This window comes from Microcystis aeruginosa NIES-843 (genome assembly GCF_000010625.1).
GTDB classification, from domain to species: Bacteria; Cyanobacteriota; Cyanobacteriia; order Cyanobacteriales; family Microcystaceae; genus Microcystis; species Microcystis aeruginosa.
On the sequence record NC_010296.1, the window covers coordinates 1,656,739 to 1,671,917 of the forward strand.

The following is a 15,179-nucleotide window of genomic DNA, read 5'->3' on the forward strand; positions in this document are numbered from 1 at the left end:
ATTACCGAAGAGCCCTGATTTTTACCCATTTTTAAGTAGGTAGGCGTTAAAAATTATCAGATGCCCCCCTTATTAAGGGGGGATTAAGGGGGGATCGGCACCCCCCTTATCAAGGGTAGCTCCCCCCGCCTGCCTATCGGCACCCCCCTTATCAAGGGTAGCTCCCCCCGCCTATCGGCACCCCCCTTATCAAGGGGGGCAGGGGGGATCGAACCTAAAATCCATTTTTAATTTAATTATAACCAGCTACTTAAAATGATGAATATTACCATCCCAAATCTCTACGATAGCGATTATCAACTTTGGTTAGAGTCCACTATCAACCAATTGCGTCAAGGGGATTTTCAAGCGGTAGATTGGCCGAATTTATTAGAGGAGTTGGCAGATTTGGGAAAAAGTGAACGACGAGCATTAGAAAGTTTATTAACTCGACTTTTAGAACATTTACTGAAGTTAACTTACTGGCAATCCCAACGGGATTATAATCAAGCTGGATGGAAAAAAGAAATTCGCAATTTTCGTATTCAGATCAAAAAAATTCTCAAAGATAGTCCCAGTTTAAAGTCCTATTTAAGGGAAATTTTGCCGGAATGTTATCTCGATGCTCGCAATCTGCTTATTGACGAAACCGAATTAGATGCCAGTATTTTCCCTCTGGAAGTGTTAGCTAGTCTAGAGGAGATTCTCGCTGAAAATTGGCTGCCGGATTGGGAAGCTATCGGCAATGATTCTGAAAAGTGCAATTAAGGAGTAAAAAATGATGAATATTACCATTTCAAATCTCTACGATAGCGATTATCAACTTTGGTTAGAGTCCACTATCAACCAATTGCGTCAAGGGGATTTTCAAGCAGTAGATTGGCCGAATTTATTAGAGGAGTTGGCAGATTTGGGTAAAAATAATCGACGAGCATTAGAAAGTTTATTAACTCGACTTTTAGAACATTTACTGAAGTTAACTTACTGGCAATCCCAACGAGATTATAATCAAGCAGCATGGAAAGGGGAAATTAGAACCTTTCGGAAACAAATCAAGAAAATACTGAGAGATAGTCCCAGTCTCAAACCCTATTTATCCGAGATACTTGAGGAATGTTACAGCGATGCTCGGGAGATAATTATTGATATCACCCAATTAGATGCCAGTATTTTCCCTGTGGAATTGTTAGCTAGTCTAGAGGAGATTCTCGATCAAAATTGGCTGCCGGATTTTCGGGAGACATAAACAGCGATAAATCTTCCCAAGCAAACTAAAGATTAGCTTCACCTACCCGGTTTACAGACGTTATAATCTTCGTGAGAGATGACCGCTTCCGGGACGAGGAGATTGCCGTGGTCGCGACAGATGAGGCGATAATTGCGGGTAACGGGGATACTGATAATAAAGCGATCGTGTCGCAATCGTTTACCGTGGAAATCTCGATAATTGCGGTGATTTTGCAATCCTTGCAGGATTTCCCTAGCTTTAAGTACCACATTTTTCGGTAATTCCCGCAGATCGATCGGATCTTGCGAAAAAGTGGCTTCCCAAGCATTTTTTTGACGTTTTCTTTCTTCCCACGCGGCATCTAGTTGAGCGCAATGATGGCAGACTTGGCCATAACCCTTGTGACCACAGGGAAACTTCTTCTTTCTTCTGGACATAATACCATCTGTCTGTGAGGCTGTGAGAGAGTATTCAAAAGCGGTAAAGCTTGCTTCACTTTTGGCAGATGGAGAAGAAAGTCTTTACCTAGTGATTATCTATACTTACCAGCATACAGGGATCGATCCCTCGTTTGGCCATTGACCAGCAAGAAAGTTGATCTTGGTTAGTTGGGGCCGGCTTTTTGGATAAGACTTTTAGACTTTTTGGCCATCAAAAAGTGCCGGTCATTGGAGTGATCAGGGGGAAAATTCAGGTAATTTTTCCCTGAAAATTAGGTAAAACCCCACACCCCACAACCTACCCCCAGGAAATTTGCTCACCAGCAGGATCAAGGCTGCTTAGAATAATTCCCATTCTTGGGTTCTTAAACGTTTGAGAATGGCCAAACGGCTGCTAAAATAATTGGCGCACAGACGACTATAATCGGTTAAACGCAGGTTATTTAAGCTAATTGACCAAGACCAAATATAGGCCGCTTGGGTGAGATACTGAAGACAAGATAATTCACCATCGGTTAAAGGCACTGTTTCATCGTAGCCTTGGATGAAACCATGGCGAACCTGGCGATTTAAGCCGGATTGTAGGGAAACTTGCAGAAATTTAGCGATATCAAAAACTCGCCAACCATAACCGCACTGATCGAAATCAAATAGGGTCATCTGATTATCAGGGGTGATATGCACATTACCACTATGAGGATCGCCCCAACAAATGCTCCAATAGGGAGATTCTGTCGGTAATTTAGCGGTTTCTTCCTCTATTTCCCCAATGGTTTCTAAAACACAGTCTAGGTCGCTCGGTCGTTGGTGCAGAAAAGGTGCGATAATTTGCAGGGAATCGTCGAGAAGATATTTGAGGTTGAGGGGATGACGATAGGCTAGGGGTTGAAAATCTGCTGTCACCCGATGTAAATTAGCCACGATCGCCCCTAAATGATAGGCTTGTTCTATATCTATGTCCCCAATAGCAATTCCTCCAGGAGCATAGGGAAAAAGGACGGCGTAACGTTTCCCTTCCGGAGCCTTAATTTCTACGGATAAATTACCGTTTTTGGTGCGAATTGGCGCAGCGACGGGAACCTGAGAGCGATCGAGATAATCTAATAATTCTAACTCGAAGTCTATTTCCATTTTGCTGCGCCAATGGCAGTGAGATACGCGCAAAATGTAGGGAGTTTTCAGGGTTTCGAGGAGATACACATCACTTAAACCCCGATGCCAAAATTGACAATTTTTCGGTACATCAATCTCGTAACGAGAAAAAACCAAATCTGCTAGGGCAGCAGGAGCCAGAGTGGAGTAGAGTGTGGGAAAAGTCCATTCTCCAGTCCGAAAATTGGCAGCGGGAGAACTAGAAGGCAGTATATTGAGCGAAGCCAGAAAAGTCGTCACGGTTCCCTCCCGATGCAAGTATGGACAACGCTCGCATCATCCTATTTTATAGCCCACATATATTACAAATTGGTTCGATCGCTCCGTATATTTCGCTACATTCCTCTGACTTGAAAGAGGGTGTAGGGTGTGGGGTGTGGGGTGTAGGGAAAGAAACCTCTTTCATCTGTGGGGGTGAAAATTTTTTCATCGGGACTGACTCCTTACCCCACAGTTAACTTTACTTTTGTCCAACTACTTATCAGTACCCCAAAAATTAATATAGGAGCTGCTGAAAAAGTCTTTGAGTGGCAACGCCGGAACAGTTTTTGATGCTTTAACATCTACTTACTAACCGCCGATTCTAACATAGTAATTGTTCCCCGATTAGCATCAAATTCTACTGCAATACCAATAGCTAGAGTCTCGATAATCTCCAAATGTCCGATCATCAAACCTAAACAAGCGGGAATTTTTAAGGGTTGGATATATTCTCGGATCACTTCTTCTAAAGTCAGGGAACCATAGTCACTATCGGCGCTACAATTGCTACATTGACCGAAGATAAACCCAGCTAAATTATCGAGAATTCCTGCTAATTTTAATTGATTTAACAGGCGATCTATTTCATAAATATCTTCACCAATATCTTCTAAAAATAGGATAGCACTGGTAAAATCTGGTAGATAGGGAGAACCTGCGATCGAGGCTAAAGTGGTTAAATTACCACCGATTAATTTACCTTTTGCTTGACCTTTAGTAATAGTTTGAATCCGATTTTTTACCCGCATTAAACGATTGGCATCATCGGGATCGGGAATATTTCTAAAAGTCAACTTTTCCCCGGAAAATAAAACCTGTCGAAAGCTTTCAGTTTGAGCGGTGCGCCAACTAGAAAAGCCATTGGGAGCATGGAAAGTAACTAAACCAGTTTTGGCATAAATAGCTAATAATAAAGAAGTTATATCACTAAAACCACAGATAATTTTCGGATGACGGCCAATTAAATCGTAGTCGAGATAAGGTAATAAACGAGCGCTTCCCCAACCGCCGCGAATTGGTAAAATTAAGGCAATATTATCATCGGCAAAAAATTGATTTATATCCGCGGCTCGCTCCCTATCTTTACCGGCTAGATAACCATAACGATCTAAAGCGTGTTGACCAACTTTTGGGACTAATTTTAAAGCTTTAACTGCTTCAATAACTATATTCAAATCATCTTCTTTAAAAGTTGCCCCCGCCGGACTAATAATACCCACTCCGTCCCCCGGTTGTAGATGTGGCGGTTTAATTAGAGGAAAATTATTGCTAATAACTTTTCTGGTAATTAGGGAAAAACTAACAGCAGTTAGAGCGGAATTAATGAAAAATTGACGGCGCTTCATTCTGATAGTTTTTAGAGAAATTGCCAGGGAAATAAGAATTTAAGTAGGTAGGCGTTAAAAATTATCAGATGCCCCCCTTATTAAGGGGGGATTAAGGGGGGATCGAGGGAAAAAAAAAGTTTTCACAATTGCCCCAGCTAAGAGGACAATTAATGCCCAAACCTGATATTTTTGGTTTCCTTCTAATGAGTTTAGTCGATTTTCTATTCCCTCAACTTTTCCCGTTAACACCGCTTGTCCTACCTTTAAATCCGTCACATCTTTTTGTAACGAATCGATTTTTCCCTCCATCCGCGTCAAGATAGTTTCTAGGGAATAAGTAACCGTTTCCTGAGATTGATTCATTTGTTCAAGACCTTTTAGTTAATTGTTGCCCTAGAAAAGCCATTATGCTTCCGATTTTGCCATATCGCGAATGATATCGCCGCGAGTGATAATACCAATTACTTTGTGGGTTTCTTCCTCAATCACCGGTAAACGACGCACATGACGATCATACATTAACGAGGCCGCTTCTTTCAAAGGGCGATCGGCTGTGATACTAATAGGTTTATCGGTCATTACTTCCCCCACGGTTTGACCGAGAGCTTTATGGAGTAATTTCTCGTGACGGCTAGGATTTTGTAGATAGATGACACTATCGAGGAGCATAATGTAAGGAGGAGCTTCTACTCCCGTTTCCTGCCACATAAGGTCAGTTTCGGAGATAACCCCAATCAGTCGCATATTGTCATCCACCACGGGTAAACCACTAAACCGCTTTTCGGCCAAAATCTTCACTGCTTCAGACAGAGAAGTGTTAGCGGTGACGGTGATGGGATTGGGAGTCATGATATCGGCAACTGTTTTCGTCATCTTAGCGACCTGCGATAATAATGCTTTCTGTCTCCATCTTATCATTAGGGTAATCAGTCACCGCTTAATTATAACTATTCTTAAATCTTCGGGCGAGAAAATGGTATAAGATAAAAAGGAAATGGGATATTAATTTAGTTAGTTGACAAGGAAAAAGAAAAATGATCGCTCAACCTCAATACCCAGAAAGAATGACCCCGGAAGAGTATCTAGAATGGGAAGCTACACAGGAATGTCGCCATGAATATATTGATGGGGAAATTATCGCCATGACTGGGGGTAGTCTGCCTCATAATGATATTACCCTAAATTTTTACAGAACTTTATATTCTCATCTCCGTCCGCGAGGCTGTCGAGTCAATGTATCTGATGCCAAGGTACAAGCTAATAATAGTCGTTATTTTTATCCCGATTTGGTGATTAGTTGCGATTTTAGGGATAGAGAATCTCGTAATTTTATTCAACATCCACAAGTGATTATTGAAGTGCTTTCCCCTAGCACAGGAAACTATGATCGCACTAAAAAGTTACAATATTATCGTCAGATTCCTAGTTTACAAGAATACGTTTTAGTCGATCCTGAATCGATCAGTGTCGAGGTTTATCGTCGCGGTGAAGATAAAATTTGGTTTTACTGCGCTTATAGTCAAGGGGAAGAAATTATTCTATCTAGTCTCGATTTTCACTGTGCGATCGAGTTACTCTATGAAGGGATAAGTTTCGATTAAAGAAAGTTTACAAAAAGGTCAAACATTCCTAGACTTAAAATAAATACGTCCCGATTGTTTCGATAAATTCTATGTTACCGCCCCTATTAGTTCTTGATCCCTTGTTAGAAAACTGGTTACGAGAAGATCTCGGTAGAGGCGATCGCACCACCCAAGCAATTTTCTTCGGTCATGCTAAAATCGGTCAAGCTAGTTGGATTGCCAAAGAAGCGGGAGTTATTGCCGGTTTACCCGTAGCTGAACGAGTTTTTCAACTGCTTAACCCCACTATTCACTTTACCCCCACCGTTGCCGAGGGGGAATTCTGCCCCAAGTCTAAAGTTATTGCTGAGATAGAAGGTTCCCTCGATGCGCTGTTAATCGGGGAAAGAGTCGCTTTAAATCTTGCCATGCGCTTGAGTGGGATTGCTAGTGCCACTCGTCAGTATGTGCAGAAAATTGCCGATTTATCGACAAGATTGGTGGATACTCGCAAAACTACCCCCGGATTGCGAATTTTAGAAAAATATGCCTCCGGTATCGGTGGCGCTATTAACCATCGTTTGGGGTTAGATGATGCAATTATGATTAAAGATAATCATATTCAAGCAGCCGGCAGCATTGAGGAAGCAGTGCGTCGTGTACGGCAAAATATGCCCTATCCTCTCACAATTGAGGTAGAAACCAGCCAATTAGAAGAAGTGAATCAGGCCCTGCAGCAGCAGGTAGAGATCATTATGTTAGATAATATGGATTTAGAGATGATGCAAACTGCCGTGGAGATGATCCGCAATTTTAATAGTAAAACCAAAATAGAAGCATCGGGAAATATTACCCTCGATCGCATTCGCAACGTTGCCGAAACAGGAGTAGATTATATTTCCACTAGCGCCCCGATTACCCGTTCTACTTGGTTAGATATTAGTATGAGAATTGATTAAAAAGCTATATCAGTTATCAGTAGGGTGTGGGGTGTGGGGTGTGGGATGTAGGGTGTGGGGTGTGGGGTGTGGGGTGTGGGGTGTAGGGTGTAGGGTGTGGTGCGATTCGTTGGCTAGAAACTAGACAGTAAGACGTTTAGAGGATTAGCCGCTTGGTAAATGTAGTACCTTGATAACTTTATAACCCTACAGGTGCGGGTTAGTAATAACCTTAGTCCTGTCCTCTAGATGCCTAGAGTGACGGCATTTCCTGCTGCTTTAGACTTGGTACATCTGAGGTAGTGAGCGAGGAAAAAAAAAGCGGTATCTGATAGCCTAAATCAGAAACCCGTTGAGCCAGAACCTATGGATAGCCCTGGGGCGAAGATACGAATTAACCATCGTCAACACCCACGAGCCAAAAGGCTGACAGGCTCGAAACAAAAGTTAACAGAGTTGGGGCTGATAGCTCATACCACTATCAGTAAGGCATTCCCGTTACTCTGTTGTGGACAGTATCATCCTAAGGGTTCAACCAATGGTTATAGGGAACGAAGTAACCCTGATTGACTCTGCCCGTTCGGGGCAGTAGGAAACCATCCGCAAGTCAATAGAGGGAGAGGATGTCCTTAAAAGCCAAGGCTTTGAGTAATATCAAAGATATGCTGACAAAGGACGGGTAACTAGGAAGTCTAAGCAACAATCAACGGTCATATACGCCCTAAAACCAACAATCTTGTCTGGTGGGGATACAGCCAAGAGGGTTGAATAGACAAGGAAATAATAATTCCCATTATTATTCTACTAATGACAGTAGCCTAGTTACTCAGGAGCCGGATACGGCGAAAGTCGTAAGTCCGGTTTTGAAGCAGGGGGTGGGAAGGCGACTTCCTGCTCTACTGTAACGGGTGTGGGAAGAATAAATAGAAATAATCTCCTATCTCCTGACTCCTGACTCCTGACTCCTATCTCGGAGTCTCCTGACTCCTATCTCCTGACTCCTATCTCCTGACTCCTAACTCCTATCTCGGAGTCTCCTGACTCCTATCTCCTATCTCCTATCTATTCTAACCTCGATCGCATCGCCAATATTTAGGTGTAATTGCTTTTGGGCGCTACCACTATTGACGGCAATTTCTAACCCCCCGTGACTACCGATAAAAGCGACTATTTCCCCCCAAGGAACATCACTGTAGGTGTTTTTTGCGGGGATAATTTTTGGCCCCAACTGCACCGACCAATTTTTTCCCTCTAGGAGATAATCGGGAATATTGCTGATTAAATTGCCGAAAATGTCAATATATTGAATTTGACCCCTGATTTTATCTTCCTCGATTTGCGGAACAGCGATCGCTAATTGTTGCAAGCTATCGGGATCAATAATCTCACCTAACATTTCTAGGGGTACTCCCCGGGACAAATAAGCGGCCACAGGAGCAAAAATATCACGACCATGAAAAGTAGTGCTAGGGTTAGGGGTGCGCCAATAGGAAGAATTATTGAGATTAACGGCAGATATAGCGGTATATTGGCTTAAAATGCCACTAAATAAACCATTATCTGGCCCGACTAAATAACCACCGGCAAAACGAATCCCTACCCCGCGTCTTTTGCTTCCTACCCCCGGATCTATAACTGCCAGATGAATAGTGCCTTGGGGAAAGTATTGATAGGCATTCAGGAGAATAAAACGACCAGCGTAAAGGTCTTGGGGCGAAATTTGATGATTCAGATCGATCGTGCGAGCATGGGGGGCAATTCCCGCGATTACTCCCTTGATAATGCCCACATAACCGTCTCGTAGTCCAAAATCGCTAGTAAGGGTTATCAGTGCCTGTTCCGTCATTGACTTGTCACTAAGGTTGCCAACAGCTTTAATAAATCTTAACGCTAAATTCAGTAGCTAAAGATACAGTTTCCTAAGGAGAATGTTATGATTTAGATATAAGGTAAGTTAAGTCGCTCAAAAGTCTGTCCACCATGAACAAAAATCGTCAGCAAGTCCTAACACAGGCCACCGTGGCCCATAGGGAAACACTCCGTAGAAATTTACAACACCGACTGGAAGTAGCTAGAGCGCAGGGAAATGAGGCTCTAGTGCGTCAATTGGAAGCAGAGGCGGCCTATTTGCACCTTCGTTAGATTTAATCGGTGTTTAGTCAAAGTCTAGTTGTCGGTTTCTAGTGATCGGTATGCCGATCACTTTTTTTTGGGCGAATTTTTTTAAAAAAATTGCTGATATCTCCACTGGCAATCCTTAAAATAGAAGGAACAGCAGTTTAGAGATCAAATAATTATGGCTTTTTTTCGGCAATATATCGCTCCGCTCCTGACTATCTTCGTGTTTTTAGTTGCTCTGGTTGCCACCGGCATCCGGATTTTTTTACCGGCAGATTTAGCGGCACCCGCTCCGATCGAGCCATCCCTGGGCATAATTTTCTCTTATCCTTGGCATGGCTAACCTTCCCGAAGATTATCGGCTGCGACTGGGAAAAATGGGTGATCGCTATCTACTCATTAATTTTCTCACCCGCACCTATGAAGAATTTTTTCCCGAACAAAAAAACCTCTCCCATCTAGCTGATACAGTCAGACAGTTTTTTGGCCTTGATACTCCCCTGTGGATCGTCGAAGGACAACAAACGGCGATCGCTTGTCTCTGGATGGGGAGCGCCGTCGATCAGGTGACAGGCGATCGCTATGGTCATATTTTTCTAATTTATGTCGATCCCCAGCATCGTCGCCAAGGTATCGCCAGCGCACTAATCGATCGAGCTAAGGATTGGGCAAAAAGTCGCGGACAAACCCGCATCGGTTTACAAGTCTTCATCAATAACGACAATGCTCTCAATCTCTACCAAAATCTCGGCTTTCAAACTCGCTCTTTGCTGATGTTGAAAAATATTTAAAAACTGTCAGGAGACAGGAGATAGGGTGATAGGGTTTTGGGGTGATAGGGTTTTGGGGTTTTAGTTCAATTTCCCCACTTCCCCACTTCCCCACCCCCCCAATTCATAATTCATAATTCCCACTTCCCCGCTTCCCCATCTCCCCAATTCATAATTTATAATTTATAATTCCCACTTCCCCAACCCCAGACATACCTATAGAGATGGCACTGTCAGCATTAATTATTCCTGATCGAGCCACAAAGGGTAAAATTTGGGAAACACTGCAATACACTGGCAGTCATCGTGGATAAAAACACGCTATTTTATTAACCTATACTAACCGCGCTTTAGGAGTCAGCAGTTTTCATGGATTCCGTGACAACCCTCCAATGTCAAAACCTAACCTGTCTATCCCCGAACGCTCTTACTAATAGATTCTGTGAAAAATGCGGTACTCCTTTAGTTAAGCGCTATTTATGGATGATGGGTGATTGGGTGAGAACCTATTATCATGTTGGCGAGCTAATTGATAATCGTTATTTGGTCAAACAACCACAAATTGTTCTTGATACTAAACCCGCTCAAGCACCCCAAGCACCGGACGAACCTCCTAGCTGGATTTCCCTCTACCTAAAATTGTTACCCTTCCATCTCCACATTCCCCAAGTCTATGGCTATATTCCCAGTCCCGATGAACCCCTAAATATGGACATCTGGCTGTTGGAGTACGGCACTATTCCCCTCGATCAAACGGGAGAATTAATATATCCAGAACTATTGCCCACTCTAGCCGAGGTTTGGTCGCAAGCTTCCGATTTAAGACAAATTCACTGGTTATGGCAAATGGCCAAACTCTGGCATCCCCTCCAGAAAAAAGCTCTGGTTTCTAGTCTGCTTAACCCTTTTCTGACGAGAGTGAATAATCAGCTGCTGCAATTGCTAGAATTAAGCAAAGATGAGGCCACCGCTCCCAATTTAAAAGATTTAGGAGCTTTCTGGACCGGTCTGATCCCGACGGCAGCCGCTAATATTCAAGATTTTCTCGTATCCCTGACCCAAGAGCTAGAATCCGGTGATCTCGATCGCCCGGAATCCCTGATCGCTATCCTCGATTATGCACTACAGCACTACGGTGGAGGTCAAGAACGCACCTATGAGATTTTTACCTGCACTGATACCGGTCTGATGCGGGAACACAACGAGGATGCCTGTTATCCCCCGACTAATCAGGCCATAACCCTCGCTCATGGTCAAAATCCCCTGGCGATTGTCTGTGATGGCATCGGCGGTCAGGAAGGGGGCGAAATCGCTGCTCAATTGGCGATCGAAACCCTGCCTAGGGAAATTAATCGCAGTGCCACCACTGATATGGAAGTCTATCCCGATAGTCACAGTCTTGTCCTCGAACAGGCGATTCGTGTCATCAATGATCTGATCAGTCAACGCAATGATCAGGAGTCAAGACAAGATCGTCAGCGCATGGGTACGACTCTAGTTATGGCTTTTGCCCAGGCCCAGGAAATGTACGCGGCCCATGTGGGGGATTCCCGCATCTATTGGATTACTGCCCACAGTTGTCATCAAGTGACGGTGGATGACGATCTCGCTTCCAGGGAAGTGAAATTAGGCTATCTCCTCTATCGTGATGCCATACAGTATCCCAACGCGGGGGTCTTGGTGCAAGCTTTGGGCATGAGTAGCGCCAATAATCTCCATCCCACCGTTCAGAGGTTGATTATTGATCAAGATTGTGTTTTTCTCCTCTGTTCCGATGGTTTAAGTGATTACGATCGGGTAGAACAATACTGGGACAGTGAAATTGTGCCTCTTTTGCGAGGAGAGAAAAATGTAACCGCCGTGGGGGAAAGTTTATTACAACTAGCTAACCAGAAAAACGGTCACGATAACTCCACCATCGCCCTAGTTTATTGTCGGGTAGTTCCTGCGGCTGAACCTGTCACGCCTTTAGTTTATGCTGAGGCCAAAGAACGGATTATTCCCGATCTTAATGACCAAGATTTTGATCACAGCGGGGACACCTACCCCGGAGAAGAAGTGGTGACAGCAATACCCACTCCCCCCCCTGCATCTTCTTCGGTTTCTAGTCGTACTTCTCCCCCCGCGCTCACTAGGGTTTCACCCCTAGTCGTAGTAGCGATCGCTGTCGGTGTTCTCGGTTTGCTGGCTGCGATCGCTTGGCAATTCCTGAGTCGTCATCCCGCTTCCAATCCATCGATTTCTCCCGCACCTGTCACCAGTCCGAGTCCCACGACCGGGACGACACCTTCCGCACCTGTCACCAGTCCCACGACCGGGACGACACCTTCCGCACCTGTCACCAGTCCCACTCCCCCCAATGCTTCTCCTAACTAGGGTTTGATGAAAAAGTTGTTCGTGGGGACAGGGTGTGGGGTGTGGGGTGTGGGGTGTGGGGTTTTACCTGATGATTAATCGGCTTGTCGGGGGTTGCCAGAGCGAGTTAAGATAAAATGCCCGATTAACTGCCGAGTCTATCATATATGGTTGATGCTGCGACATTCTCCTCCGACACCTCCGCGATCATTGATGCCTTTGAAACGCCTCTAGAGTTTAACTTTCAACTGCCGGATCCCGAAGATGAAACCATCCAAGATCATGACTTTCAGCAGCAACTGGATTCTTTTTGGCAAGTTTGCGATCGCTTTGATTTGCAAACGGAAATCTGGCGGGGGCGAATTTTGCGAGCTATTCGCGACCGGGAAAAGCAAGGCGGTGATAGTCGCGGTACAGGCTTTTTAAACTGGTTAAAACAGCGAGAAATCACTAAAAGTCAAGCTTATGCTCTGATTCAATTGGCTAATAGTGCCGATACTCTCCTGGCGGAAGGACAACTGGATCCCGATAGTATCAATAATTTTAGTAAACGCGCCTTCGTAGAAACGGCCAAATCTGCCCCCGAAATTCAAAAATTAGTCAGTGATGCAGCCCGACAAGGGGAGAGAATTACCCGTCGGGAGGTGAAGCAATTGGCCGATGAATGGACAGCGATGAGTTCAGATTTACTACCCGATGAAGTGAAAGAAAAAGCCAGCGACGGCAGTTTACCGGCGCGTCATCTCGCTCCCTTAGTGAAAGAATTAGAAAAGTTACCCGATACTCATATCGACACTCTCCGTCAAGAAATCGCCGCTAATCCCGATGTGGACACGGTAAAATTAATCACCTCGGAAGCACGCAGCTTAGCCAAATATCTCGATGCGGCGGCCCAAGTACAAACTCTCCGACGGGGTAATTTAGATATCGAAATGGCTCTAGAAGAAGCTTTGCGCGTTGATTGTCTAAATACGGCGGCGGATCTGGTTAAACAAGCCACACAATTAGAGCAGGCCGTAGCTAAACTTTATACTACTTGGAAACGTTTAGGTAGTTTGTCCGATCGCCTCTATGTGGATACGGGAGCAAGTAATCCCCATCTGCGATCGATGTTAACCTGTTTGGAAAGTTTAACCAGTGAAGTGATCGAAGTAGAACTGGATGAAGGTGGCCAGAAAATGGTACGTTTACGCATTATCAGCGATGGGGGAAGTTAGATGCTTTGTTGGTGGTTGCGTGTTGGGTGTTGGGGTTTGAGGGTGTTGGGGTTTTAGGGTTTTAGGGTTTTAGTGGAAATTCCCCTATCCCCCCCATTACCCTATTCCCCCATTCCCCTAACGGCTTGCTGCTATAATCTCTGATTATCCTCAACTTTTATGAAAACTTATTAACAGATACTTGACTTTATGCTAAAAATCAAGGAAAAAAAACCAATAATTAGCATCGGTTCCATAACTGCGGCGATCTTGCTCAGTTTAACCCTAATTCCTGCCGCTATAGCCAAGGATGTCCTTCTGAGAGTGGGCATTGTCCAACGTTTTGGCGATGAAGCCAAGGAAAAATTAACCCTGGGCAGTACCAGTGGTGATCATCTCACCCTGCGGGTGGTGGGAGAAGATGGCCAATCCCAAACCCTGCAAACCAATCGCCTACAATTAGAAGTTATTCCCCGTCCCCTCGCTTCTCCCATCCTCCAAGAAAAAGTCATTTTGAGCGACCACGCCACCTTTGAAACCGCCGAAAATAGTGCCAAAAATTGGGCAAAAATGGGCATTAAAGTGGAAATTACCCAACCCGGACGCTGGCAGGTCTGGGCAAAGCGAGAAGTTTATGAAAATCCCCTAGTGCGACGTTGGTTGCTGACCAGTTTGCAAACCAAAGGCCACAATCAACCCTATATTAATAGTGTTTTACTCAAAGAAAAGCCGCAAGTTTCTTTCCAGATCAACGGGGTGCGCTATTTTCCCAAAGAATTAGAAATCGAGAGCCAAAAAAACCTGATTCAAGTCACCCATAGCCCCGATCAGGTACGTTTGTACGGGGGAACCATGCGCCTACAGCCCAACGCCTACGGCACTTTTACCCTAGTTAATAACGTTCCCCTCGAAACCTACCTGCGTGGGGTTGTACCCCACGAAATCGGTCATGATGCCCCGGAAAGTGCCACCCGGGCGCAAACTATTATCGCCCGCACCTACGCCCTCCGCAATCTCCGCCGTTTTCAAGCCGATAATTACGAACTCTGTGCCGATACCCATTGTCAAGTTTATTATGGATTGACGGGAACTAATCCCCGGGCTGATCAAGCGATCGCAGCCACGCGAGGCCTGGTTTTAACCTACCAAAATGAGTTAGTGGATGCCCTTTATTCCTCTACCACCGGCGGAATAACTGCTCTCTTTAGTGATGTTTGGGATGGGGAGGAAAGACCTTATCTCCGGGCAGTGGTGGACTCCCCCAATCGAGTCTGGGATCTCTCGAAACAATCTCTCGCTAATGAGACAACTTTTCGCCAGTTTATTAATCTTAAAGATGGTTTTAATGAGACGGGCCGACGGGTTTTTCGCTGGCAAAAACAAGCTTCTTTAGCTGATTTGAGTCAAGACCTAGAAACCTATCTAAAACGCAGAAAACATCCCCTCGCCCATTTCCAGAAAATCCAATGGATGGAAGTGACTAAGCGCTCTCCTTCCGGTCGGATTCTGACTATGACTATTCAAACCGATAAGGGGATTTTGGAACTGCATAAAAATGAGGTGCGTAGTGCTTTGGGACCGCCTCGCAGTACCCTATTCTACATCGATCCTATCTACGATACCAATCGACAGATCCAGGGTTATAACTTTATTGGTGGCGGTTTTGGCCACGGGGTGGGATTAAGTCAATTTGGTTCCTATAATTTAGCCCGTTTGGGTTGGTCTCCCGAACAAATTCTCGCTTTCTATTATCCCGGCACCACCATTCAACCTCTCAATAATTCGATTGTCTTTTGGCGAGGAAATTAAGCAGTTATCAGTTATCAGTCATCAGTTATCAGTGAACAGGGAT

At 44.6% G+C, this 15,179-nt stretch carries 18 protein-coding genes; 12 read left to right on the forward strand and 6 right to left on the reverse strand.

All coding sequences use genetic code 11. The features are described 5' to 3' along the window. Positions 1–255 precede the first annotated feature (255 nt). On the forward strand, positions 256–747 hold the full coding sequence (locus tag MAE_RS08085; protein WP_041803942.1) for a DUF29 domain-containing protein: 492 nt from the start codon (positions 256–258) through the stop codon (positions 745–747). Positions 748–757: 10 nt separating this feature from the next. Beyond that, positions 758–1,225: a DUF29 domain-containing protein gene (locus MAE_RS08090; RefSeq protein WP_041803944.1), complete on the forward strand. Its 468-nt coding sequence runs from the start codon at positions 758–760 to the stop codon at positions 1,223–1,225. 38 nt (positions 1,226–1,263) lie between these two features. Here MAE_RS08090 and MAE_RS08095 read toward each other — a convergent pair whose 3' ends face one another. Next, the gene (locus MAE_RS08095) at positions 1,264–1,644 is read right to left on the reverse strand and encodes a DUF7682 family zinc-binding protein (protein WP_002747647.1); all 381 of its coding nucleotides are present in this window, start codon (positions 1,642–1,644) and stop codon (positions 1,264–1,266) included. A gap of 342 nt (positions 1,645–1,986) precedes the next feature. Continuing rightward, positions 1,987–3,039 (reverse strand): phosphotransferase enzyme family protein, encoded by a 1,053-nt coding sequence (locus tag MAE_RS08100; protein WP_012265145.1) that lies wholly within the window; start codon positions 3,037–3,039, stop codon positions 1,987–1,989. A 20-nt stretch (positions 3,040–3,059) separates the two neighbouring features. Between MAE_RS08100 and MAE_RS33245 the strand changes: the two genes are divergently transcribed. Continuing rightward, the gene (locus tag MAE_RS33245) at positions 3,060–3,257 is read left to right on the forward strand and encodes a hypothetical protein (protein ID WP_012265146.1); all 198 of its coding nucleotides are present in this window, start codon (positions 3,060–3,062) and stop codon (positions 3,255–3,257) included. A gap of 105 nt (positions 3,258–3,362) precedes the next feature. Here MAE_RS33245 and MAE_RS08105 read toward each other — a convergent pair whose 3' ends face one another. Genes MAE_RS08105 through MAE_RS08115 form a run of 3 tightly spaced genes read right to left on the reverse strand, consistent with a single transcriptional unit; the run spans position 3,363 to position 5,261 of the window. Further along, complete coding sequence (locus MAE_RS08105; RefSeq protein ID WP_012265147.1) at positions 3,363–4,406, reverse strand: S66 peptidase family protein; 1,044 nt, start codon at positions 4,404–4,406, stop codon at positions 3,363–3,365. Between the two features lie 54 nt (positions 4,407–4,460). Beyond that, positions 4,461–4,751, reverse strand: a complete 291-nt coding sequence (locus tag MAE_RS08110) for a hemolysin XhlA family protein (RefSeq protein ID WP_002760030.1) — start codon at positions 4,749–4,751, stop codon at positions 4,461–4,463. Between the two features lie 42 nt (positions 4,752–4,793). After that, complete coding sequence (locus MAE_RS08115) at positions 4,794–5,261, reverse strand: CBS domain-containing protein (RefSeq protein WP_012265148.1); 468 nt, start codon at positions 5,259–5,261, stop codon at positions 4,794–4,796. A gap of 161 nt (positions 5,262–5,422) precedes the next feature. Between MAE_RS08115 and MAE_RS08120 the strand changes: the two genes are divergently transcribed. The 3 genes from MAE_RS08120 (at position 5,423) to MAE_RS35645 (ending at position 7,033) form a co-directional block, all read left to right on the forward strand. Further along, positions 5,423–5,989, forward strand: coding sequence for a Uma2 family endonuclease (locus tag MAE_RS08120; protein ID WP_002797834.1), 567 nt, complete (start codon positions 5,423–5,425; stop codon positions 5,987–5,989). A 71-nt stretch (positions 5,990–6,060) separates the two neighbouring features. Next, complete coding sequence (gene nadC, locus MAE_RS08125) at positions 6,061–6,909, forward strand: carboxylating nicotinate-nucleotide diphosphorylase (RefSeq protein ID WP_012265149.1); 849 nt, start codon at positions 6,061–6,063, stop codon at positions 6,907–6,909. Beyond that, positions 6,902–7,033 carry a hypothetical protein gene (locus MAE_RS35645; RefSeq protein ID WP_269453977.1) on the forward strand — a complete coding sequence of 44 codons (132 nt, stop codon included), beginning with the start codon at positions 6,902–6,904 and terminating at the stop codon, positions 7,031–7,033. Before nadC ends, MAE_RS35645 begins: the two co-directional genes overlap by 8 nt. A 906-nt stretch (positions 7,034–7,939) precedes the next feature. Here the strand turns inward: MAE_RS35645 and MAE_RS08130 are convergent. Then, positions 7,940–8,734 carry an SAM hydrolase/SAM-dependent halogenase family protein gene (locus tag MAE_RS08130; protein WP_012265150.1) on the reverse strand — a complete coding sequence of 265 codons (795 nt, stop codon included), beginning with the start codon at positions 8,732–8,734 and terminating at the stop codon, positions 7,940–7,942. Positions 8,735–8,868: 134 nt separating this feature from the next. Here MAE_RS08130 and MAE_RS34025 point away from each other — a divergent pair, with 134 nt between their 5' ends. The 6 genes from MAE_RS34025 (at position 8,869) to MAE_RS08150 (ending at position 15,136) form a co-directional block, all read left to right on the forward strand. Continuing rightward, entirely contained in the window at positions 8,869–9,030 is a 162-nt protein-coding gene (locus MAE_RS34025; protein WP_002733724.1) for an arginine synthesis PII-interacting regulator PirA, read from the forward strand. Positions 9,031–9,184: 154 nt separating this feature from the next. Continuing rightward, positions 9,185–9,349, forward strand: a complete 165-nt coding sequence (locus MAE_RS34030; protein WP_002760035.1) for a hypothetical protein — start codon at positions 9,185–9,187, stop codon at positions 9,347–9,349. Beyond that, positions 9,342–9,797: a GNAT family N-acetyltransferase gene (locus MAE_RS08135; RefSeq protein ID WP_012265151.1), complete on the forward strand. Its 456-nt coding sequence runs from the start codon at positions 9,342–9,344 to the stop codon at positions 9,795–9,797. The genes MAE_RS34030 and MAE_RS08135 overlap by 8 nt, the downstream gene beginning before the upstream one ends. Before the next feature lie 348 nt (positions 9,798–10,145). Then, on the forward strand, positions 10,146–12,152 hold the full coding sequence (locus MAE_RS08140) for a PP2C family protein-serine/threonine phosphatase (protein ID WP_012265152.1): 2,007 nt from the start codon (positions 10,146–10,148) through the stop codon (positions 12,150–12,152). Positions 12,153–12,298: 146 nt separating this feature from the next. Further along, the gene (locus MAE_RS08145) at positions 12,299–13,348 is read left to right on the forward strand and encodes a hypothetical protein (RefSeq protein ID WP_012265153.1); all 1,050 of its coding nucleotides are present in this window, start codon (positions 12,299–12,301) and stop codon (positions 13,346–13,348) included. A gap of 189 nt (positions 13,349–13,537) precedes the next feature. Then, on the forward strand, positions 13,538–15,136 hold the full coding sequence (locus MAE_RS08150) for a SpoIID/LytB domain-containing protein (RefSeq protein WP_012265154.1): 1,599 nt from the start codon (positions 13,538–13,540) through the stop codon (positions 15,134–15,136). The last annotated feature ends 43 nt before the right edge of the window (positions 15,137–15,179 follow it).